The sequence below is a fragment of the Azospirillum fermentarium genome, assembly GCF_025961205.1.
GTDB lineage: Bacteria > Pseudomonadota > Alphaproteobacteria > Azospirillales > Azospirillaceae > Azospirillum > Azospirillum fermentarium.
Genome location: NZ_JAOQNH010000001.1, coordinates 587,463 through 606,582 on the forward strand (window position 1 = coordinate 587,463; position 19,120 = coordinate 606,582).

The 19,120-nt window shown below is 63.6% G+C and carries 19 protein-coding genes and 1 tRNA gene; 8 read left to right on the forward strand and 12 right to left on the reverse strand.

Going from position 1 to position 19,120, the window contains the following annotated elements:
- Nucleotides 1–87: 87 nt before the first annotated feature.
- Together M2352_RS02830 and M2352_RS02835 are read right to left on the reverse strand one after the other, a co-directional pair.
- Nucleotides 88–1,323 carry a glycosyltransferase family 4 protein gene (locus M2352_RS02830; protein ID WP_264662993.1) on the reverse strand — a complete coding sequence of 412 codons (1,236 nt, stop codon included), beginning with the start codon at nucleotides 1,321–1,323 and terminating at the stop codon, nucleotides 88–90.
- A gap of 61 nt (nucleotides 1,324–1,384) precedes the next feature.
- A complete protein-coding gene (locus M2352_RS02835) occupies nucleotides 1,385–2,611 on the reverse strand; it encodes a glycosyltransferase family protein (RefSeq protein WP_264662994.1) in 1,227 nt (408 codons plus the stop codon).
- A 186-nt stretch (nucleotides 2,612–2,797) separates the two neighbouring features.
- Between M2352_RS02835 and M2352_RS02840 the strand changes: the two genes are divergently transcribed.
- From M2352_RS02840 to M2352_RS02850, 3 genes are read left to right on the forward strand one after another with little or no spacing between them, the layout of a single operon-like run.
- Complete coding sequence (locus M2352_RS02840; RefSeq protein ID WP_264662995.1) at nucleotides 2,798–5,461, forward strand: ABC transporter transmembrane domain-containing protein; 2,664 nt, start codon at nucleotides 2,798–2,800, stop codon at nucleotides 5,459–5,461.
- A gap of 24 nt (nucleotides 5,462–5,485) precedes the next feature.
- Complete coding sequence (locus M2352_RS02845; protein WP_264662996.1) at nucleotides 5,486–5,950, forward strand: cyclic nucleotide-binding domain-containing protein; 465 nt, start codon at nucleotides 5,486–5,488, stop codon at nucleotides 5,948–5,950.
- A 36-nt stretch (nucleotides 5,951–5,986) separates the two neighbouring features.
- Complete coding sequence (locus M2352_RS02850) at nucleotides 5,987–6,676, forward strand: GNAT family N-acetyltransferase (RefSeq protein ID WP_264662997.1); 690 nt, start codon at nucleotides 5,987–5,989, stop codon at nucleotides 6,674–6,676.
- 57 nt (nucleotides 6,677–6,733) lie between these two features.
- On the opposite strand, the gene trmB is transcribed toward M2352_RS02850, so the two are convergent.
- The 4 genes from trmB to lnt all read right to left on the reverse strand — a co-directional run bounded on the left by trmB (nucleotide 6,734) and on the right by lnt (nucleotide 11,243).
- A complete protein-coding gene (gene trmB / locus M2352_RS02855; protein WP_264662998.1) occupies nucleotides 6,734–7,468 on the reverse strand; it encodes a tRNA (guanine(46)-N(7))-methyltransferase TrmB in 735 nt (244 codons plus the stop codon).
- 91 nt (nucleotides 7,469–7,559) lie between these two features.
- Nucleotides 7,560–8,729 (reverse strand): methionine adenosyltransferase, encoded by a 1,170-nt coding sequence (gene metK / locus M2352_RS02860; RefSeq protein ID WP_264662999.1) that lies wholly within the window; start codon nucleotides 8,727–8,729, stop codon nucleotides 7,560–7,562.
- A gap of 330 nt (nucleotides 8,730–9,059) precedes the next feature.
- Complete coding sequence (locus M2352_RS02865; protein WP_264663000.1) at nucleotides 9,060–9,542, reverse strand: helix-turn-helix domain-containing protein; 483 nt, start codon at nucleotides 9,540–9,542, stop codon at nucleotides 9,060–9,062.
- 114 nt (nucleotides 9,543–9,656) lie between these two features.
- Nucleotides 9,657–11,243, reverse strand: a complete 1,587-nt coding sequence (gene lnt / locus M2352_RS02870) for an apolipoprotein N-acyltransferase (protein WP_264663001.1) — start codon at nucleotides 11,241–11,243, stop codon at nucleotides 9,657–9,659.
- Nucleotides 11,244–11,396: 153 nt separating this feature from the next.
- On the opposite strand from lnt, the gene M2352_RS02875 reads away from it, so the two are divergent.
- Nucleotides 11,397–11,470 (forward strand) — tRNA-Gly (locus tag M2352_RS02875).
- Between the two features lie 98 nt (nucleotides 11,471–11,568).
- Nucleotides 11,569–12,558, forward strand: a complete 990-nt coding sequence (locus tag M2352_RS02880; protein ID WP_264663002.1) for an integrase — start codon at nucleotides 11,569–11,571, stop codon at nucleotides 12,556–12,558.
- A 40-nt stretch (nucleotides 12,559–12,598) separates the two neighbouring features.
- Here the strand turns inward: M2352_RS02880 and M2352_RS02885 are convergent, their stop codons facing one another.
- Entirely contained in the window at nucleotides 12,599–12,865 is a 267-nt protein-coding gene (locus tag M2352_RS02885) for a helix-turn-helix transcriptional regulator (protein WP_264663003.1), read from the reverse strand.
- Nucleotides 12,866–13,072: 207 nt separating this feature from the next.
- Nucleotides 13,073–14,113 (reverse strand): hypothetical protein, encoded by a 1,041-nt coding sequence (locus tag M2352_RS02890; protein WP_264663004.1) that lies wholly within the window; start codon nucleotides 14,111–14,113, stop codon nucleotides 13,073–13,075.
- Between the two features lie 104 nt (nucleotides 14,114–14,217).
- Here M2352_RS02890 and M2352_RS02895 point away from each other — a divergent pair, with 104 nt between their 5' ends.
- Complete coding sequence (locus M2352_RS02895; protein WP_264663005.1) at nucleotides 14,218–14,904, forward strand: hypothetical protein; 687 nt, start codon at nucleotides 14,218–14,220, stop codon at nucleotides 14,902–14,904.
- A 12-nt stretch (nucleotides 14,905–14,916) separates the two neighbouring features.
- Here M2352_RS02895 and M2352_RS02900 read toward each other — a convergent pair whose 3' ends face one another.
- Nucleotides 14,917–15,276: a helix-turn-helix domain-containing protein gene (locus tag M2352_RS02900; protein WP_264663006.1), complete on the reverse strand. Its 360-nt coding sequence runs from the start codon at nucleotides 15,274–15,276 to the stop codon at nucleotides 14,917–14,919.
- Nucleotides 15,277–15,494: 218 nt separating this feature from the next.
- Between M2352_RS02900 and M2352_RS02905 the strand changes: the two genes are divergently transcribed.
- Both M2352_RS02905 and M2352_RS02910 read left to right on the forward strand, forming a co-directional pair.
- Nucleotides 15,495–15,767, forward strand: coding sequence for a hypothetical protein (locus M2352_RS02905; protein WP_264663007.1), 273 nt, complete (start codon nucleotides 15,495–15,497; stop codon nucleotides 15,765–15,767).
- 18 nt (nucleotides 15,768–15,785) lie between these two features.
- Entirely contained in the window at nucleotides 15,786–16,772 is a 987-nt protein-coding gene (locus tag M2352_RS02910) for a hypothetical protein (protein WP_264663008.1), read from the forward strand.
- A gap of 110 nt (nucleotides 16,773–16,882) precedes the next feature.
- On the opposite strand, the gene M2352_RS02915 is transcribed toward M2352_RS02910, so the two are convergent.
- The 3 genes from M2352_RS02915 to M2352_RS02925 all read right to left on the reverse strand — a co-directional run bounded on the left by M2352_RS02915 (nucleotide 16,883) and on the right by M2352_RS02925 (nucleotide 18,417).
- Nucleotides 16,883–17,215, reverse strand: coding sequence for a DUF3768 domain-containing protein (locus M2352_RS02915; protein WP_264663009.1), 333 nt, complete (start codon nucleotides 17,213–17,215; stop codon nucleotides 16,883–16,885).
- A 16-nt stretch (nucleotides 17,216–17,231) separates the two neighbouring features.
- Nucleotides 17,232–17,471, reverse strand: a complete 240-nt coding sequence (locus M2352_RS02920) for a hypothetical protein (RefSeq protein WP_264663010.1) — start codon at nucleotides 17,469–17,471, stop codon at nucleotides 17,232–17,234.
- Between the two features lie 217 nt (nucleotides 17,472–17,688).
- A complete protein-coding gene (locus tag M2352_RS02925; RefSeq protein WP_264663011.1) occupies nucleotides 17,689–18,417 on the reverse strand; it encodes a serine/threonine-protein kinase in 729 nt (242 codons plus the stop codon).
- Between the last annotated feature and the right edge of the window lie 703 nt (nucleotides 18,418–19,120).

Sequence of the window (19,120 nt, forward strand, 5' to 3'; positions counted from 1 at the left end):
GATCTCTCGGCCATACGCAATAGATCCTGCATACCTCCGTCATAAAACATGCGCGCGATTATGCTCTGACCGGACAGGATTTACCATTCACCGCGAGAGATTCTTGCGGAACAAGGCAAACAAACGGTCGATGCCGGTGTCGCAGGAAAAATCCCGCCGCACCCGGTCGGCCCCCGCCGCCCCCAGCGCCAGCCGGCGGGCGGGATCCCGGATCAGGCTTTCCAGCGCCCCGGCCAGGGCGGCCGGGTTCTCCGGCGGAACCAAAAGGCCGGTGTCGCCGTGGGCGATCAGTTCCGGCACCCCGGCCATGTCGGTGCTGACGCAGGCCAGCGCCTGGGTCTGCGCCTCCATCAGCACGTTGGGCAGGCCGTCGCGGTCGCCGTCGCGGGCCTGCCGGCAGGGCAGGATGAACAGGTCGGCGATGCGGTAGGCGTCGATCACCCCATCCTGGGCCTGCGGCCCGCGCCAGAACACGCGGTCGGCCAGCCCCAGCTTGGCGGCCTGGGCCTTCAACGCCTTCAAACGCTCGCCCCCGCCCACATGCACCCAGCGCCAATGCAGGTCCGCCGGCAGCCGGGCCAGGGCTTGCAGCATGACGTCGAAGCCCTTCTTCTCCACCGCCCGGCCCACCGACAGCAGGATCACCGGATCGGACGAGTCGGACCCGTCGCGCCAGGGCCGCGCCACCGGCGGGGCGGGAAAACGGCGGAAATCCAGCCCGTGATAAAGCAGCTCCACCCGTCCCGGCGTGCGCGCCAGCGATTCCAGATAGGAATGCCCGTCGGCGGTGCAGGTGACGCCCCAGCGGGAATCGGCCAGCTTCTGCCGCAGCTCCCACCGCGGGCTGGTCCAGATGTCCTTGGCGTGGGCGGAAAAACTCCACGGCAGCCCGGTCAGCAGGGCGGCGTAGCGGGTCACGCTGGCGGGGGTGTGCAGGAAATGGGTGTGCAGCCATCCCACCCGGTCGCCCAGTTCGGCGGCCAGAACGCACGCCTGCCCGAACCGGCGCACGCGGTTGCGGGTGGGGTCGCGCAGCAGATCGGCCAGCCACGCCGCCGCCGTGCGCAGGAAGCGCCCCGGATGCCGGGCCAGCATCGTCTTGACCGCCGCCGTCACCCGGCCCGGTTCCTGATGCAGGTATTCGGGCAGATAGATCACCGGCGCCGTCACCCGCCGGTTCAGAGGGTGGACCGCCTTGTCGGTCGGGTGGCGCAGCGAGACGATGATCTGGTCCAGCCCCCGCTCCTCCAACCCCAGCACCTCCTGGGCGATGAAGGTTTCCGACAGGCGGGGCCAGCCCTTGACGATGACGGCGACTTTCACGGCGGGGTCGTTCGCTGCGGCAACGGAAGCGGGGGAAACGGAAACGGTGGGCAGACGGGGATCATGACGCCGCGGCGTCCAGGGCGACGGGGCCGCGCCAATGGCGGCGGCTGCGGTCCAGCAACTGCCCGGCCAGGCGGTGGACGTTGGGCAGCCCGTCCAGCAGCCCCGGCACCACCACCGCCGACGGCGGGGCCTGCTGCGGCAACTGGCGCAGCGCGGCGGCCATGCGCGCCGCCGGGCGCTGGCCGTCGTCCACCAGCATGGACACCAGCCCCAGTTCGGCGGCGCGGGAGGCGCGGATGTACTGTTCGCGGCGCGGCACTTCGCGCGGGACGATCAGCGCCTTCTTGTCAAAGGACAGGATCTCGCAGAACGTGTTGTACCCGCCCATGGCCACCACCCCCACCGCCGCCTGCATCAGCGTCTCCAGATGGGTCTCGAAGGTGGTGACCTCCACCCGCGGCAAGGCTGCGGCGCGCTCCAGAAAGCTGTTCTGCAGGTCGGGCTGCATGAAGGGGCCCAGCACCAGCAACGCCCGGTACGGGATGGCGGGGTCGGCTTCATAAGCGCGCAGCACCCAATCGATCAGCGCTTCCCCATCGCCGCCGCCGCCGGCGGTGACCAGGATGAAGGGATCGTCGGGAATGCCGTGGGGCGGCACCGGCAGGGCGGGCGCGCTGCGGTGAAGGTAACCGGTATAGACCATCTTGCGCCGCACCGACGGCGGCACCTCGATCCCTTCCAGCGGGTCGCAGACCTGGGGCAGGCCGTAGACCCAGAGGGAATCATAAAGCTCCTCCAGCGCCGGGATCACCTTCTTGCGCTCCCACTCGGGCGCCAGCAGGGCCGGCTCGTCCATCACGTCGCGCAGGCCCAGCACCAGCGGCACGCCGCAGCCCTTCAGGAACTCCAGCGTCTCCCGCACCTCCCCGCGCAGGCCCAGCGGCTCCTTGTCCACGATGAACAGGTCGGGCTGGAACACCTCCGCGGTGTGGCGGATGAGGGAGGCGCGCATGTGCAGGATCTCGTCGATCCCCATATGCAGGTTCAGCGCCGTGTACTCGCCGTTGCGCAGCTTGATGACGCCGGGAATGCGGACGAAATCGACGCGGGTGCGAAAATCGAAACTGCCGATGATCGGCGATCCTGATAGGATCAGGACCGACAGCTCCCGCTCCCGTTCCACCAGGGCATGGGCAATGGCGCGGCACCGGCGCAGGTGGCCCAGACCGAAGGAATCATGGCTGTAGATCAGCACCCGGCTGGCCGGCGGGCGGTGAGTCATCGGCGTCCTCCTTCCCATTCCGGAGCCTTGCACGCCATGCGGCCACGGGGATATGAGAGCACGCATGCCGGACGGTTCTAGCAGATGCAACCTTGTCCGGCCACGCCTTTGCCGCACCACGGCAATACCATGACGCTGCCCGGTCCCGCACCCGCCTCTGCGGCCCGGCACTCACTCAGGATCGCCATGGAAACGAGCGTTTATCGTTTCATTTTCCGCCACAGCCTGCGCCAGCAGATTCTTCTGCTTATTCTGACCCTGCTGTCCTTTCCGTTTCTGTACGCATCCCTGGACCTGCCCAAACGGATCGTCAACAACGCCATCGGCGGAAAGAACATCCCCCCCGATATCCTGGGTTATCCGGTGGATCAGGTGGCGTACCTGATGCTGCTGTCGGGGGCGTTCCTGGTGCTGGTGCTGGTCAACGGCTGGTTCAAGTACAAGATCAACACGTATAAGGGCCGACTCGGCGAACGGATGCTGCGGCGCCTGCGCTACGAGCTGTACGCCCGCATCCTGCGCTTTCCCCTGCCCCGTTTCCGCCGCGTCTCCTCGGGCGAACTCATTCCCATGATCACGGCGGAGGTGGAGCCGCTGGGCGGTTTCATCGGCGATGCCCTGGCGGTGCCGGTGTTCCAGGGCGGGACGCTGGTGGTCTACATCGCCTTCATCTTCATGCAGGATCCCATTCTGGGCGGGGCGGCGGTGGCCCTCTATCCCTTTCAGGGGTGGCTGATCCCGCGGCTGCAGCGCACGGTCAACCAGCTTGGCAAGCAGCGGGTGCGGGCCATGCGGCAGATTTCCGACCGCATCGGCGAAACCGTGTCGGGGGCGCAGGAAATCCACGCCCACGGCACCGCGCCCTGGCATCTGGCCGACATCTCCAGCCGGCTGGGCGACGTCTACGATATCCGGTTCGAGATCTACCAGCGCAAGTTCTTCATCAAATTCCTGAACAACTTCATCAACCAGCTCACCCCCTTCTTCTTCTACGCCATCGGCGGTTATCTGGTGATCCGCGGCAGCCTGTCGTTCGGGGCGCTGGTGGCGGTGCTGGCCGCCTACAAGGATCTGGCCGCCCCGTGGAAGGAGCTTCTGGACTGGTACCAGCAGAAGGAGGACAACCGGATCAAGTACGAACAGGTGGTCGAACAGTTCCACCTGCCCGATCTGCTGGACGAGACGCTGGTGGCCGCCCCGCCGGAACCGGGCGCACCCCCGGCCGGCGAACCAGCGCCGCGGCTGGACGGCACCCTGACGTTCAGCGGCGTCACCCTGGCCGACGACGGCGCCACGCCCGTGCTGGAGGGGGTGAACGCCACCATCGCCCTGGACGGCCACACCGCCATCACCGGTTCCGGCACCGGGCGGGACGAGATGGCCCAGCTCATCGCCCGGCTGCTGCTGCCCAGCGGCGGCCAGATCCGCTGGAACGGCCAGGATTACACCCGTCTGCCCGAAAGCGTCACCGGGCGGCGCATCGCCTATGTGGGGCCGCAGCCGCACCTGTTCGCCGCGTCCTTGTATGAAAACCTGATCTACGGCCTGCGCCGCCCGCCGGCGGTCCCGGCGGAGGAACCGGACGATCCGCGCGCGCGCCGCCGCCGGTTCGAATCGCTGGCCGCCGGCAACACGGTGCTGGAGCCGGCGGGCGACTGGATCGACTTCGCCGCCGCCGGCTGCGACGGGCCGCAGATGCTGGAGGAACGGGTGACCGGCCTGCTGGCGGCGGTGCATCTGGACGATGACGTCTATGGCATGGGGCTGAACCACACCATCGACCCCGATCTGCGCCCGGACATCGCCGCCCGCGTGCTGGCCGCCCGCGAGGCGGCGGAAGGGCTGCTGTCGGAGAACCCGAAGCTGGGACGGCTGGTGGAGCGGTTCGATCCCGAGCGTTTCAACACCAACGCCAGCGTGGCGGAGAACCTGCTGTTCGGCACGCCGGTCGGCCCGACCTTCGCCATCGACGCGCTGGCGGCCAACGATTACGTGCTCCATGTGCTGGAAAAGGCCGGCCTGACCCAGGGGTTCCTGGAAGCCGGGCACCGGGTGGCGGAAACCATGGTGGAGCTGTTCTCCGGCCTGCCGCCGGGGCACGAGTTCTTCGAGCGCTTCTCCTTCATCAGCTTCGCCGACCTGCCGGCGTTCCAGGCCATCCTGGGCCAGGTGGGCAAGGACGGGCTGGGCAGCCTGAGCGGGGAATCGCGCACCCGCCTGATGGCCCTGCCCTTCCGCCTGGTCCAGGCGCGCCACCGCCTGGGCCTGCTGACCCCGGAGAAGGAGGCGCGGCTCCTGGAGGCCCGCCGGCTGTTTGCCCGCGACCTGCCCGCCGACCTGCGCCCGGCGGTGGAGTTCTTCGATCCCCGCCGCTACAACGCCGCCGCCTCGATCCAGGACAACATCCTGTTCGGCAAGCTGGTCTACGGCCAGCCCCAGGCCCAGGCCAAGGTGTCGGCCATGATGGCGGAGGTGGTGGAACGGCTGGACCTGCGCGGCAGCATCATCGCCGTCGGGCTGAACCACCCGGTGGGCATCGCCGGGTCACGCCTGAGCGGTGCCCAGCGCCAGAAGGTGGCGATTGCCCGCGCCCTGCTGAAGAATCCCGACCTTCTGGTGCTGAGCGAGGCCACCGCCGGCCTGGACCCCCGCACCCAGGCCCGCATCCATGCCACCATCCGCGAGGAACGCCGGGGCCGCGGTCTGGTGTGGGTGCTCCATCAGCCCGCCTTGGCACAGAGCTTCGATCATGTTCTGGTGATGAAGAGTGGACGGATTGTCGAACACGGAACTTATGATACTCTCAATAATGACGGGACGCTGTTCCATGAGCTGATGCGGGCGGACTGAATCCGCCGGCGAAGGAGGGCAACGTTGAGCATCATCGACGAAGTGGAATGCCTGCGCAGAATACCCCTGTTCGCCAACATCGAGGTGCCGAAGCTCAAGCTTCTGGCGTTTACCAGCGAACGCATGTGTTTTCCTGCCGGTGAAGTCCTGTTCCGGCAGAACGAAATGGGTGGTTCCGCCTATATCATCTTGGACGGCGAGGCGCGCGTGCTGGTCGATACGCCGGGCGGCCCGCTGGCCGTGGCAACCTTGCGGCGCAGCGACATCGTGGGCGAGATCGCCATCCTGTGCGACGTGCCCCGCACCGCCAGCGTCATCGCCGAAACCGACCTGACGGTCCTGTGCATTTCCAAGGACACCTTCTTCCGCATGGTGATGGAATTCCCGCAGATGGGGGTGGAGGTGATGCGCGTCCTGGCCCAGCGGCTGGAGCACACCACCCGTCAGGTCCGCCATCTGGCGGCCGCCGCCGTTCCCGCTCACGCCTGACCCCGTTTTCCCCGTCCCCCCTGCCCGGCCCCCGTCATGCCCACCGATCAGCCCACCGGCGTCCCGCTTCCCGGCTGGACGCCGCGCCCCCGCCCGCCCCGCACCGCTGCCGAAGGCCGCTTCTGCCGGCTGGAGCCGCTGGACCCCGCCCGCCACGGGCCGGCCCTGTCCGCCGCCAACGCCACCGACACAGCGGGGCGCATGTGGACCTATCTCGGTTACGGCCCCTTTGCCGATGACGGCGCCTATACCGCGTGGCTGGAAGCGCAGGCGGCTCTGGACGATCCCCTGTTCCACGCCATCGTGACGCCGGAGCACGGGGCCGCCGGGCTGGCGTCCTATCTGCGCATCGAACCGGCGGTGGGGGTGATCGAGATCGGCCATCTGGCCTTCTCCCCCCGGCTCCAGCGCACGCCGGCGGCGACGGAGGCGCTGTTCCTGCTGCTGCGCCGGGCCTTCGACGAACTGGGTTACCGCCGGGTGGAATGGAAGTGCGATTCCCTCAACGCCCCTTCCGCCCGCGCCGCCGCGCGGCTGGGCTTCACCTATGAGGGGCTGTTCCGGCAGGCCACGATCACCAAGGGCCGCAACCGCGACACCGCATGGTATTCCATCATCGACGGCGAATGGCCCGCCATCCGGGCGGGCTTCGAAGCATGGCTGGCCCCGGATAATTTCGACGGAACCGGGGCGCAGCGGCGGTCGTTGCAGGAAATGCGGGGATAAGCGGGGCCGCCGGCCCCGCACCCCGCTTGGGAGACCGGGGGCCTCCCAAACCCGCCGTCAGCGGGGCTTGCGGACGAAGCGCAGGAAGACGGGCTTGCGGCCGGCCACGATGGCCTTTTCCTCGTACCGGGTGGGGGGCCAGTCGGCGGGGCGGATGCGCCAGTCGGACGGAACCCGCGCCGTCCATTCGAAATCCGGCGATTTCACCGTGTGTTCCAGCATCCAGCGCAGCAGGCTCATGTCGTCGCTGGCCAGCCGCAGTTCCGCCCCGTCCTTCAGCACGCGGGCCAGCTTGGGCAGGTTGTCGGGGCCGATGAAGCGGCGGTCCCAATGGCGCTTCTTCGGCCACGGGTCGGCGAACAGCACGAACGCCCGCCCGATGGACGCGTCGGGCAGCGCATCCAGCAGCGGACGCGCGTCGTCGGGCAGGATGCGCACGGTGTCTTCCAGACCGTCGCGGTCCACCATGGCCAAAAGCCCGGCCACCCCGTTCACGAACGGCTCGCACCCGATCACGCCCACGGTGGGGTTGTGCTTGGCCTGCCACGCCAGATGATGGCCGCTGCCGAATCCCACCTCCAGCCACACGTCGTCCACCGGGCGGGGGAACACGCTGTGCGGGTCTACCCGCTCACCCGGCTGCGGCACCGGCAGCGACAGCGCCGGCAGCAGCGTTTCCAGCAGGCCGGATTTGTGCTTGCGCAGCGGGCGCCCCTTGCGCCGGCCATAGAGCCGCCGGGCCTGAGCCTCCTGCTCCGGGTCCGGCACGTCGTGGATGCTGTCGTCGGTCATCGCTCAAGCCCTGAAAACGGCAGCAGGGGCCGGAACCGGCCCCTGCTGTTAGAACGGGTGCACGCACGGGGCACCGATGCCCCGCCGGCTTTTAGAAGAACGCGGTGCGCAGGTCGTTGACCAGATCGGTCTTTTCCCACGAGAAGCCGCCGTCCGCCTCCGGCTCGCGCCCGAAGTGGCCATAGGCCGCGGTGCGGGCGTAGATCGGCTTGTTCAGCCCCAGATGGGTGCGGATGCCGCGGGGCGACAGGTTGACAAGCTGCTGGAGCACGTCCGACAGCCGCGCCTCGTCCACCGTGCCGGTGCCGGCGGTGTCGATGTAGACCGACAGCGGCCTGGACACGCCGATGGCGTAGCTGAGCTGGATCGTGCACTTCTCCGCCAGACCGGCGGCGACGACGTTCTTGGCCAGATAGCGGGCGGCATAGGCCGCCGAGCGGTCCACCTTGGTCGGATCCTTGCCCGAGAAGGCGCCGCCGCCGTGGGGGGCCGCACCGCCGTAGGTGTCCACGATGATCTTGCGGCCGGTCAGGCCGGCGTCACCGTCCGGGCCGCCGATGACGAAACGGCCGGTCGGGTTGACGTAGAAATTGGCCTCGTCGCACATCCAGCCGTTGGGCAGGCAGTTGACGACGTGCGGGCGCACGATCTCGCGCACATCCGCCGCCGACAGCCCCTCGGCATGCTGGGTGGACACCACGATGGAGGTGGCGCGCACCGGCTTGCCGTTTTCGTATTGCAGCGTCACCTGGCTCTTGGCGTCGGGGCCGAGCTGCGGGGCCGCACCCGAATGACGCGCCTCGGCCAGCGACTTCAGGATCGCGTGGGAATAATAGATCGGAGCCGGCATCAGCGCCGGGGTTTCGTTGCAGGCGAAACCGAACATGATGCCCTGGTCGCCCGCCCCTTCGTCCTTCTCACCGGCGGCATCGACGCCGACCGCGATGTCGGCGGACTGGGAATGGACCAGGCACTTGACGTCCATCTTCTCCCAATGGAAGCCGTCCTGCTCGTAGCCGATGTCCTTCACCGCATGGCGGGCCACCTGGACCAGCAGGTCGGGCGTGATCGCCTCGGGCCCACGGACCTCGCCCGCCAGGACCACCTGATTGGTGGTGGCCAGCGTCTCCACCGCCACGCGGGCATAGGGATCGTGCGACAGATACAGATCGACGATCGCGTCGGAAATCCGGTCGCACACCTTGTCGGGATGCCCTTCGGACACCGACTCGCTGGTGAAGACATAGGAGCGCTTGGTCACGGCCTACCTCGGCTATCTCACAGGAGAAAGATGGAAAAAACCGGCGATTCTACTTTGAGCCACATGAGCTTTTGACAACATTCCGGCTCAGGGTCAAGCAGACTCCCGTCCCACCGCCGTGAGAAACGCAGAAAGGTCATAAACCGCGCTGTCAAGCCACAGCCTCAGATCCCTAAATCATACGGGAGTAAGGTTGCCGGACGGAAAACATCGGGCGTCACAAACAATGATGCCGTCCCACACCACGCCCGGACCGCGGCAAAGGACCGGCGGAGTCCCCCCCACCCGCGGACTCCGCACGGCACCTGGCGTGAACGGCCGATGGCCGCGTCAGTCGGCGGCTTCCAGCGTCCCGGCGTTGGCCACGGCCTTGGTCAGCTCGAACAGCCGCTTGCGCACCGACGGATCGGTGATCCGGTAATAGGCGCGGACCAGTTCCAGCGTTTCCCGCTTGGCCATCGGGTCCGGCTCATAGCCGGAGCCGGGCTTGTCGTCGTCCAGGCCGCCGTTCATGGCGGTGATCACCACGCCCGGCTCTTCCGGCATGTCGTCGAAGAAGAACGACACCGGCACGTCGAGAACGCGGCTGAGGTCGAAAAGGCGCGACGCGCCGATGCGGTTCGCCCCCCGTTCGTATTTCTGCACCTGCTGGAAGGTCAGGCCGATGGCCTCCCCCAGCTTTTCCTGGCTCATGCCCAGAAGCGTGCGGCGTAACCGCACACGCGATCCCACATGCACGTCGATGGGATTCGGCTTTCCGGTTTTCGGCCGTCCGGTGACACCCCGTCGGCCGCGCGTCGCTGTCGTCTGCATACCCTGTTCCCTGAATACGTGTGAAATCATACTGTGGACATATCCACGTATGCAGTCAAGCACGCCCTTCGAAAACGAGGCATGCGTCAGTTGCAAAAGTGAAGATGGGAGCGCCTAACGGCGTTGTCCACATACAAATGCCACCCCAACCGCGCTCAAAAGAAGGAGGAGAATCACGCCGTCACCGTAGAGGGCATAAAGTGTGGGAGCGGACAGCGGTTGCGGCAAAGCCGCATCCACGATCCCCCGTTGCCCCAGCGCAAGCACGGCGGTGACGCGGCCCACCGGATCGATCACGCCGGAAATGCCGGTGTTGGCGCTGCGCACCAGGGGCACCCCCTCCTCCACCGCGCGCACACGGGCGATGGCGAAATGCTGGTGCGGGCCCGCGGTGTTTCCATACCACGCATCATTGGTCAGATTCAGCATCCAGCCGGGGCGGTCGGCGGGATCGGTGACGGCGGCGGGAAAGATGACCTCGTAGCAGATCAACGGGCTGACGGGCGGCAGCCCCGGCAGGTGCAGGGTGCGCGGCCCCGGCCCGGCGGAGAACTCCGCCCCGTTGCCGGCGATGGCCCCCACCGGCAGCCAGCGGCGCAGCGGCATGTATTCGCCGAACGGCACCAGATGGGCCTTGTCATAGGTGGCGCGCACGCTGCCGGCCCCGTCCACGGCGATCATGCTGTTGAAATAGCGCACGGACCCGTCGGCTTCGCCCTCGGCCCGGGGGGCGCCGGTGATGACCAGGCCGCCGGGCGGGGTGACCGCCGCCAGCGCCATGCGCCGCTGCACATCGCGGTCCACGAAGAAGGGCACGGCGGTTTCCGGCCAGATCACATGGGTGGGCGGCGGCCCGCCCGCCGGGGGCTGGGCCGACAGGTCCAGGTGCTGGATCACATTGTTCTCGCGCTCGCCGGGCGCCCATTTCAGCCGCTGGTCGATGGCGGCCTGCACCAGCCGCAGCCGCACATCGGGCACGAAGGCAGTGGGGTTGCCGGCCATCCGCCACGCCCCCCACCCGGCCACCCCGGCCAGCACCGCCGCCCCCAACGCCGCGGCCACCGCCACCCGCCGCACGCTTTCGCGCGGATCGGGCAGCGCCGCGGGCACGGCGGCCAGCAGCACCGTCAGCAGGCTCAACCCGTAGATGCCGGTGACGGAGACAATCTGCAGCACCGGTCCCACATCGACCCAGCCATAGCCGATGGCGTTCCAGGGAAAGCCGGTGAACAGATGCCCGCGCAGCCATTCGCACACGGTCCACAGCACGGCGAACAGCACCACCCGCGCCAATCCCCCCCGGCGCCCCAGCACCCAGGTTCCCAGCGTGGCGGCCCCGCCGAAGAAGGCCAGCACGATGGGCAGCCCCGCGGCCGACAGCGGCAATGCCCACCAGAAGCGCCCGATGTCGGTGAACAGCGCGAACGAGATCCAGTAGAGCCCGAGCAGATGATGGCCGAAGGCGAAGGCCCACCCGACGGCATAGGCTGCGCGTTTGCTGCGGCATCCGTCCAGCAGCCACAGCAGCCCCGGAAAGGCCGCCAGCAGCACCGGCACGGCCCCCGCCGGCGGCAGGGCGAGCGCGGCCAGTCCTCCCAGCAGCACGGCGACGGCGAACCGCCGCCCCCCGGACAGGCGGGACAACCATCCGGCGACGGCCGCCAGCGGCCGCGGGGCGATGGTGGGAGAGGGGGCATGCATGGCTAAGGGGCCTTCCGACGGTGGACCGGACGCCCGATAGATAAGCCGCCGGCCTTTTCCCGGCACCCGTTTTCGCACGGTGTTTTTTTCCGATGCCGATGCGCATGCACGCTCTTGCAACGCGCCGCGGCACGCCCTATAAACAGGGGCGCCGCGGGTGTAGCTCAATGGTAGAGCAGAAGCTTCCCAAGCTTACGACGAGGGTTCGATTCCCTTCACCCGCTCCAACGATTTCAAGGGTTTGGCCCGGTTCAGCGCTTCAGGTTTGCTGTTTTGGGACAAATTTGGGACACTGACCCATTGCGAAACAGCGTGGGACAGTGAGATGGCGGCCATCACAAAGCGCGGTGATCGTCAGTGGCAGGCCAAGGTTCGCCGCCACGGCATCAATACCAGCGCAACTTTCGAGACAAAAGCAAGAGCCGAAGCCTGGGCGCGGCAAACCGAGTCGGAGATTGACGCCGGGCGCTTTCAGCTGGGCCGGGTCGAAGCTGACCGGACCATCCTGCACGAGGCGCTGGAACGCTATCTGGCAGAGATCGTTCCCCGTAAGAAGGGGATCAAGCAGAACACCGGCATCGTTCGGGCATGGCAGCGCAGCGCGCTGGCGAAACGCCCGCTCAGTTCGATTCGGGGAGCGGACATCGCCGCATGGCGGGATGAAAAGCTGAAGGAAGCCGGCCCGCAAACAGTGATCCACCACCTTAATCTGCTGTCGCATCTCTATAACACCGCCGCCAACGAATGGGGGCTGGAGAGCCTGCAAAATCCGGTGAGCCGTGTGAAGAAACCCGCCATGCCGAAAGGCCGGGAGCGGCGTCTGACAGGTGACGAGGAAAGCCGGTTGCTTGCGGCTTGCGATGCCTCGGAAAGCCCGTGGCTTGGCCCCATGGTGCGGTTGGCGTTGGCGACCGCCATGCGGCAGGGCGAGTTGCTCAAGCTCACCTGGGGCGACATCAGCACCGAACGGTCGTCGGCGATTCTGCGGGAAACCAAAAACGGCCGCACCCGGACTGTTCCCCTGTCCACGGTCGCTCAGGCTGTCCTGAGCATCATGAAACGGGCACCGCACGGGCCGCTCTTCCCTGTGCTGACGGGCCGGGCTGTTTCCCATGCCTTCGCCAAGGCGTGCACGCGGGCCGGGATCGGCGACCTGCATTTCCACGACCTGCGGCACGAGGCGACCAGCCGTCTGTTCGAGAACACCGACCTGCGGGATATCGAGATCGCCTCGATCACCGGACATACGTCGATGGAAATGCTGAAGCGTTACGCCCACCTCCGTGCCGGCAACCTCGCCGAACGGTTGGGATAAAAAAGCCCGCCAATCTCTTGGCGGGCTTATGTCGGCCAGTTCAGCAGCTTGAAAGCCGCTTCGCCGATGCCTCGTACTGGAGAATGTCGCTCAGCGCATAGCGAACCGACGAGCCGAACTTGTGGAAGGCTGGCCCCTTTCCAGCCGAACGCAGGTTACGGAGCGTCTTCGGACGGTGCTTCCAGCGATCGGCGAGTTCGTCTTCGGTCAGGAAGATCTCCGACGCGCCGCGCTGGAGTTGATCCGGGGTAATGGGTTGGGAAGATTGCTGACGGTTGCCACGCCGACGAGGAGAGGATGCGGTCATGTCGTGTGTCCCACGAAATTGAAACCGCACCTCCCTTTACCGATATGCCCGCCGAACTTGTCACGAGGCCGAATGAGTGCGAGCGCGTGTTTCAGCCAATACGGATAAGTGCTTTTTTATCAGTGGATTACACTTGGACCTGCTGTCATTCGAGCCGCTGTAGTTATAGCAATCGATAGGGGCACCAAAAAAATGATGAGCACCACATCACCGCCTACGACGATCATCATGTGTCGGTGTGGAGAGGCCATCATTTCGCCCAAGACCCAGGTCGAATTTGAATGTGCCGCCAAGCCCCCCGTGATGCTCATGAAGGCGCGCGTGATATAATAGATCGGCATCGTCAAAGGGCCGGTCATATCGGCCCCTCCCACGGGGAGCCTTGTCGGATGGAAGCGTCGCCTCCTGATACACGGGATGGCACTTCGACATATACGCTGCCAACCGTTGAACGTTTGCCTCCTTGGACTTCTTCGGATCGAGCGGTTTGACTTCAACACGCCACGATCCAGGGAAAAGCTGCTTCTGGAACCTCTTTAACTCCTCGCCCTTCACACCGTTGAGCGCCACAAGCAGGTGAAAATGAACGAGTTGAAGCGGCTGACAGCTATCTGCATCAAACCCTTCGACCTCAGCCAGGGTCTTGCCCTTTCGGCTGCGGAGGTCGATGTCGCTCGACCGATAAAAGTCGATCTCAAAATATCCGATCCACTGTATTTTCAGGAAAGCCGGCTTGTCTTTTGCCGCCCTTCGGATCGCGTCCCGAACCATCTTCTTGATGGTGGCTATCGCCTCTTCAATCTCATGAACACCGCCGTAGACGGCACGGGCCAGGACTGTGACATGGCATAGCTGGTCCTGGGGAATCGCCTGGAAATCGGCCCAAGCTTGGCGTTGACGACAGCGCGCATAACGGTGTTTGCAGAGCCAACACAGCGCACTACGACATGGCAGTTCAGGACGGCACAGCGCCAGACTGAGCGCGGTCTCCTGATCGTAGCGGAACTGGCTGGCGGCCAGCAGGCGAACAGCCCGGTCATGGGCGGCCTTTTCTTGCTTTCGGTAAGGGCGGCCCTCGATTCCGCGTTGGCAGGGATGATGGTGCTCAACGGCGGCATCCTTGGGAAATTGGAAGCGCCCGAGCGCAATCAGCTCCAGCTTCTTGCGCTCGGCATCCGTGAAAACGCGGCTGGACGTGTCGTCGATCCGGTATGCCCGTCGCGAGCGGCCAAACGGCGTGGTGGACATCGTAAACTCCTGTGAGGGATTGGTTCACGAGCCACTTCACCGAAAAGGCGAAGGCGGTTACGTTGTCAGGAATCCTGACAACCACCCTTCGACCGGAGTCGCTAATGCCGTTTCCCACGCGTCCACGTGGATGGAAAACCACGAGCGCCACAGTAAAGTCAGAGGTCGATAACCCGAGCGGAGCATCAGTTGGTGGGGCGCGCAGGAATGCCTCCATCAAGGAGGATGTTGAGTCAATGCGAAGCACCCTGGAAGAATTCGAGGCAGCCACGCTACTTACAGATTCGCTCCGTCACGCGTTTCTTGCTTCCGTGTATATTGCCTACGTTTCTGCAAGAGATAACAATGCTGTTAATGAGTTAATTGCCGCTTGTTGCCCCGACAAAATGAAAGGGGTCACTAAAAGAACTCATGATGTAGCAAAGATCTTGAAGGGTATTTTAGGCGAAAAAGGTCAGGAAAAAGAGAGAAGGCAAACTATATATGAATGGAAGAACTGTATCTGTGGAATGATTGAGCATGGCGTAGATAAAAATGATGCCAGGAAAATGCTGTTAGAGCATGGTGCTTCATTCTTTTGCGAAAAATATAAGGTTGCAAGGGATATCAAGAATTCAAAGTATAAAGAAAATAATATAAAAGATAGGAAAATTCCAAAAATAAAACTTACAGAAAATGCCACAGAAAAACTTAGTAAAGCACTGATAGTAGGCGGAAAAATAAAAGCAATAATAGATATCCAAAAAGACGGCACACTCATTATTACTGATGTTAGTGTGGTAAAGAATTAAATTGCAGGTATATTACTCTTTCTTCCAATCCACGTCTAGGATTATACGGAAAATCTTAGCAGCCGCCTGAATTGCATCGGATTCTTGATTGCTAAGCATATCAATAATCTGCTCGACCGCCTTGCGGCGTTCGCGATCCCCATTGCCAGGATGTTCCTCGAACTCGAACAGTTCGGCCAGCGTCACGCCCACCGTCTGGGCGATGGCCTGGGCCGTCTCGATGCGGGTGCTGCTGAAGCCCCGCTCGATGTTCGAGATGGTATCGACGCTCTTTCCAATCGCTTCGGCAAGCTCCTCTTGCGTCAGGCCGCGCCGTCGGCGCAGAGCCTGAACCCGCATGCCGAAAAGCCGTTTCAGTTCATCGCTGGTCATGGCCTGAGTCTCGCTCGGGGAAGGCGCCGCAACCACCGACTGAAACTCAGGTTTTTGTTCTTGTATTATCTATAACTACGAGTTAAAATCGGTTATACCGCGACGTATGCCGCGAAACTTTGCGTTAGCTTCGGTCCCGATGGCGACAAAGGGGGCGGGCAGCGAGGGAGCGTGCCCGCGCGGCGTGTCGGCTCAAGGGGAATCACCAAGGGGGATGCATGATCAGGCTGAAGAACCCGCAGACCAACGAAACCCGCACCTTCCGCTTTCGCTGGTGGATGCTGGGCTTTCCGTTCTTCGCGGCACACCTGCTGCTTCAAGGCGCCATCATTACCGGGCTGCTGTCGTTCATCCCGCTGTTCGCCTTCATCTTCATGCCCTTCTACACCACGATCATCCGCCGCCGTTACCGGCGGAAGGGCTGGATCGAGATCAACGACTTCGGTCAGGACGTCGGTCCGGCCGCCGTACCGGCAGCACCCGCCGGCTGACCGGAAAGGATGGCGACCATGAACAGCTATCGGCTTGTCCGCCCCCTGCTTGCGGCGACGGCGCTCTGTGCGCTCATCGGCACCGGGAGCACGGCACGCGCCTTCGACTGCGCGAAAGCATCTCCCGGTGTCGATTTTGTGACACGGGACGCCGAGTGCTTCGAGTGGATGCATGGATACGCGCAGGGAATCATCGAGGCAGGCATTCGCAACACGAGCGGCAGCACCTTCAGCATCTCCTGCCCGTTCGGCCAGCCGGAGACGGTACCCATGATGTCGTTCACGGCGAACAACCAGCATGACGGGCACCGGCTTCCAGGCAAGCAAACCTTTACGCTCGTGGTGAACGGCGGCACACCGGTACTGACGTTGAACACGGAGGGCGATCCGCAGGCGTTCGCCTGGAAACCTGCCAATGACCGCGAATTCGCGGTGATGGAAACGGTGGTCGAGCGCATCCGCACCGCCGACCGGTTCGCCGTGGAAAGGCTGAACGCGGGGCAGCGCGAGGAGTTCTCGACACGCGGTGCTGCGGAAGCGCTGAAAGGCGTTCTGAACGGGTGTGGGGCGGCGGAGCCGCAAGCCATAGCAGCGGAAGCCGCTTCCCCTGCGGCGTCGCCGAATTCGCCGGACGTGGCGGCAACCCTTCCATCCTGCACCAGCCCCGAGCTTCGCGGGATGGCCGAGCGCGCCGTCTTCAAGGATCTGGCCTCCCTGCGTTTGCCCGTCACGGTCAGCACACGACAGACAATCCTGGCCGAGATCAGCCGGCTGTCCCCGGACGACTCATTGACCAGCCGGAACGCGCGGGAGGACATGGGGCGACTCATGGCGATACCGGTGCAGCACATTCTCATATGTGCGCAAGCGGCGAACCCGACGGGCGTTCGCGCCATCATCATTCAGAACCCTGACAGGGTGGGTCAATGGGGAGTGATGGTTCTCAACTATGGTGTGCCAAACCGCGCCGCCTTGGAAAACCTGGATTTCATCGAGCATCGATGATGAGGCGCGTCAGTTCGGGGCATCCGACCTTCATCTGAGCGGTGAAAGAACGTCAAACCGGGCTGTTTAAGCTCTCTACGGGCCGTTTTGAGCCGTCAAACCGGGTGTTTTCAGTATTCTTCGATCAACATCACCGTCATGACGCGGGTGGTCCTGTCGTCGTCGGCTGGATCGGGCGAGCCGCCGGTCATGGTAGAGTCGTAGTAGTCGATTTTCCAGGCGATGCGGTGGCCTTCGAAGAAGAAGCTGCCGTAATCGTGCAGGCCGTGGGGATCGCTGTCGGGGGTGAAGCCGTCGTAGGTGGCGACCCGGTGCAGGACGCGCCGCACCGTGACGATCCCCAGCGCCTTCACCCCGGCGGAGATCATCACCACGCCGCGGCGGTGGCGGATGCGCAGCAGGTCGTTCCTCGCCTTGATACGGGCGCGGGCGTTCGGGTCCATGGCCGGCCCTCCCGCATCACGGCTGCTGCCGGCGGTGGGGCAACCACCACCACGGCGATGCCAAGCCGGTGATGGTGCCCGACAGCAGCCAAGCCACCGGGGCGGCCTCTGCCCCCGGCAATCCCAGGCTTTTGGGTGTAACCACGCCGGCCACGCCCATCTCCACCGGCGCCAATCCCGGCAGGGCGACGGCAAGCCGGATCTCGGTTGCGGCGTGACGCCCCTCCAGCAGACCCATCAGGTCTTCATTGTTCATGTGAAAATCTCCGCAAAGGGTTCGAAAAAGTTCGAGCCGAACCATTCCTTATTGGTGATTATATCACATAAAATACATCTTATAATTGTATTTCTGGGCGTGCCATTCTCATCAAGGCAGTTTTCCTCTGACAATGAGGGGACGATGATCGGCTTGTGGGTATAGGCTGCTCCCCCTGAAGGTGTTCAGCAGGCCGCCTGTGGACGGCAAGGAGGGATTAACCACCGGGCGGTTCGAGCAACAGCGACAAGCGCTCAACGATTTCGCTCATGGTGCCGGCCCGAAAACGGCGGCTGCGGATACGCCCGAGCCGACGAACCGCCTGTGCGATCAGCGGCGAGACCGGCTCGTGTTTGGCCATGGCGTCGAGGATGGTGAACCACTGCTCCAGATCGTTCGCCTGGTCCTGGTTGGGTTCATCGGGCGAACCGGGGTCCAGGTCACACCACACGGGATCACGCCGGTCCTGAACGATCACGTTGTTCCCATCGGCGAAGTCCCCCACCGCCAACCCCAGCGCATGGACCGCCGCCAGTTTGCCGGCCATGGCGCTCAGCAGCCGCAACCCGGTCATCTCGTTCCATCCCCGCCGCCAGCGGCCCGGCTTCAACAGTCGGACCAGCGGCTCGCCGTCGATGAAGCCGAAGGCGAGGAACGGTACCGATTCGCGGGCGTTACGCCGCCAGATGCCCATGTGGTGATAGGTTGGCACTGCGCCCGTACCGTGCAGGCGCTCGAAGGTGGCGGCAGCATGCCCGATAGCGGCGATATCGCCCGGATCATACAGCCGGTAAAGCTTCAGCCGCCGCATGGCACCGCTCAAGTGTTCGGCGGCAAGGTAGCTGGTGCTTTCCCAGCCACGGCCAACAGGGTGCAGCAGCGTGTACCCTGCCACCTCACACCCCTGTCTGAGCCTGAATGCTGGCACTGGCTTGACCTCGTCCATACTGGTTTTCCCGAATTAATTGTTAAATTAGAAATGCATTATAAATCAAATATACATATTATCATTAATATAATTCAAAAACATTATCTTCATGCATCTATTTATTAAATATACTTATCATGCAATAAAATTGTTTATTTATAATAATAATTTTGTTTCTTATTGATAAATAATAAAAAATTAGACTGAATTTATGTTGTAAAAGGAGACGTATACTTTGGTAGCTGGGCAGAAATTTGTCCAGACTGCTATACTAAGGCGAGTTCTCGGGCACTTTGATTGCTGGACGTCAAACGACCGATTGGCGAACAGGGTGGAGATCTACTCTGCACCGATAGTGTTGAAAAACCCTCTGGCGAGTTCTCCGCAGCCATTTTTGCGCAATAATGAGTCGCTTCAGCCAACCCATAAAAGTATATCGCTCCGTGATATAGTTACAGATAGACAGAAAATTTCTCTTTCCATCAGGTAGGAGATTTTTTCAACACTATCCACCAGAAGCGGACGTCTGCATCGTCGAGGTTGAATGATTACTTTTGACCGTTTGCGGTTAGTCATACTTTACATACAAAAAATGTTGAATATACATTTATACAAATATTTCTAGATAATTTCTGCCATCACTGCTAATAAATCTAAAGGGTTCTCTCATTTCCATTAGTTGCCATAAGCTTTCACACCACTGCGGGCGAAAACCAAGGGC

What these genes read in the sequence shown, in the direction of transcription:
- trmB (WP_264662998.1), bottom strand. Translation starts at nt 7,468, where the DNA reads ATGACCGACGACAGCATCCACGACGTGCCGGACCCGGAGCAGGAGGCT.
- M2352_RS02890 (WP_264663004.1), bottom strand. Translation starts at nt 14,113, where the DNA reads ATGTCCACCACGCCGTTTGGCCGCTCGCGACGGGCATACCGGATCGAC.
- M2352_RS02850 (WP_264662997.1), top strand. Translation starts at nt 5,987, where the DNA reads ATGCCCACCGATCAGCCCACCGGCGTCCCGCTTCCCGGCTGGACGCCG.
- M2352_RS02905 (WP_264663007.1), top strand. Translation starts at nt 15,495, where the DNA reads ATGATCAGGCTGAAGAACCCGCAGACCAACGAAACCCGCACCTTCCGC.
- M2352_RS02885 (WP_264663003.1), bottom strand. Translation starts at nt 12,865, where the DNA reads ATGACCGCATCCTCTCCTCGTCGGCGTGGCAACCGTCAGCAATCTTCC.
- M2352_RS02865 (WP_264663000.1), bottom strand. Translation starts at nt 9,542, where the DNA reads ATGCAGACGACAGCGACGCGCGGCCGACGGGGTGTCACCGGACGGCCG.
- M2352_RS02925 (WP_264663011.1), bottom strand. Translation starts at nt 18,417, where the DNA reads ATGGACGAGGTCAAGCCAGTGCCAGCATTCAGGCTCAGACAGGGGTGT.
- M2352_RS02920 (WP_264663010.1), bottom strand. Translation starts at nt 17,471, where the DNA reads ATGAACAATGAAGACCTGATGGGTCTGCTGGAGGGGCGTCACGCCGCA.
- M2352_RS02840 (WP_264662995.1), top strand. Translation starts at nt 2,798, where the DNA reads ATGGAAACGAGCGTTTATCGTTTCATTTTCCGCCACAGCCTGCGCCAG.
- M2352_RS02880 (WP_264663002.1), top strand. Translation starts at nt 11,569, where the DNA reads ATGGCGGCCATCACAAAGCGCGGTGATCGTCAGTGGCAGGCCAAGGTT.
- M2352_RS02835 (WP_264662994.1), bottom strand. Translation starts at nt 2,611, where the DNA reads ATGACTCACCGCCCGCCGGCCAGCCGGGTGCTGATCTACAGCCATGAT.
- M2352_RS02895 (WP_264663005.1), top strand. Translation starts at nt 14,218, where the DNA reads ATGCCGTTTCCCACGCGTCCACGTGGATGGAAAACCACGAGCGCCACA.
- M2352_RS02910 (WP_264663008.1), top strand. Translation starts at nt 15,786, where the DNA reads ATGAACAGCTATCGGCTTGTCCGCCCCCTGCTTGCGGCGACGGCGCTC.
- lnt (WP_264663001.1), bottom strand. Translation starts at nt 11,243, where the DNA reads ATGCATGCCCCCTCTCCCACCATCGCCCCGCGGCCGCTGGCGGCCGTC.
- M2352_RS02900 (WP_264663006.1), bottom strand. Translation starts at nt 15,276, where the DNA reads ATGACCAGCGATGAACTGAAACGGCTTTTCGGCATGCGGGTTCAGGCT.
- M2352_RS02915 (WP_264663009.1), bottom strand. Translation starts at nt 17,215, where the DNA reads ATGGACCCGAACGCCCGCGCCCGTATCAAGGCGAGGAACGACCTGCTG.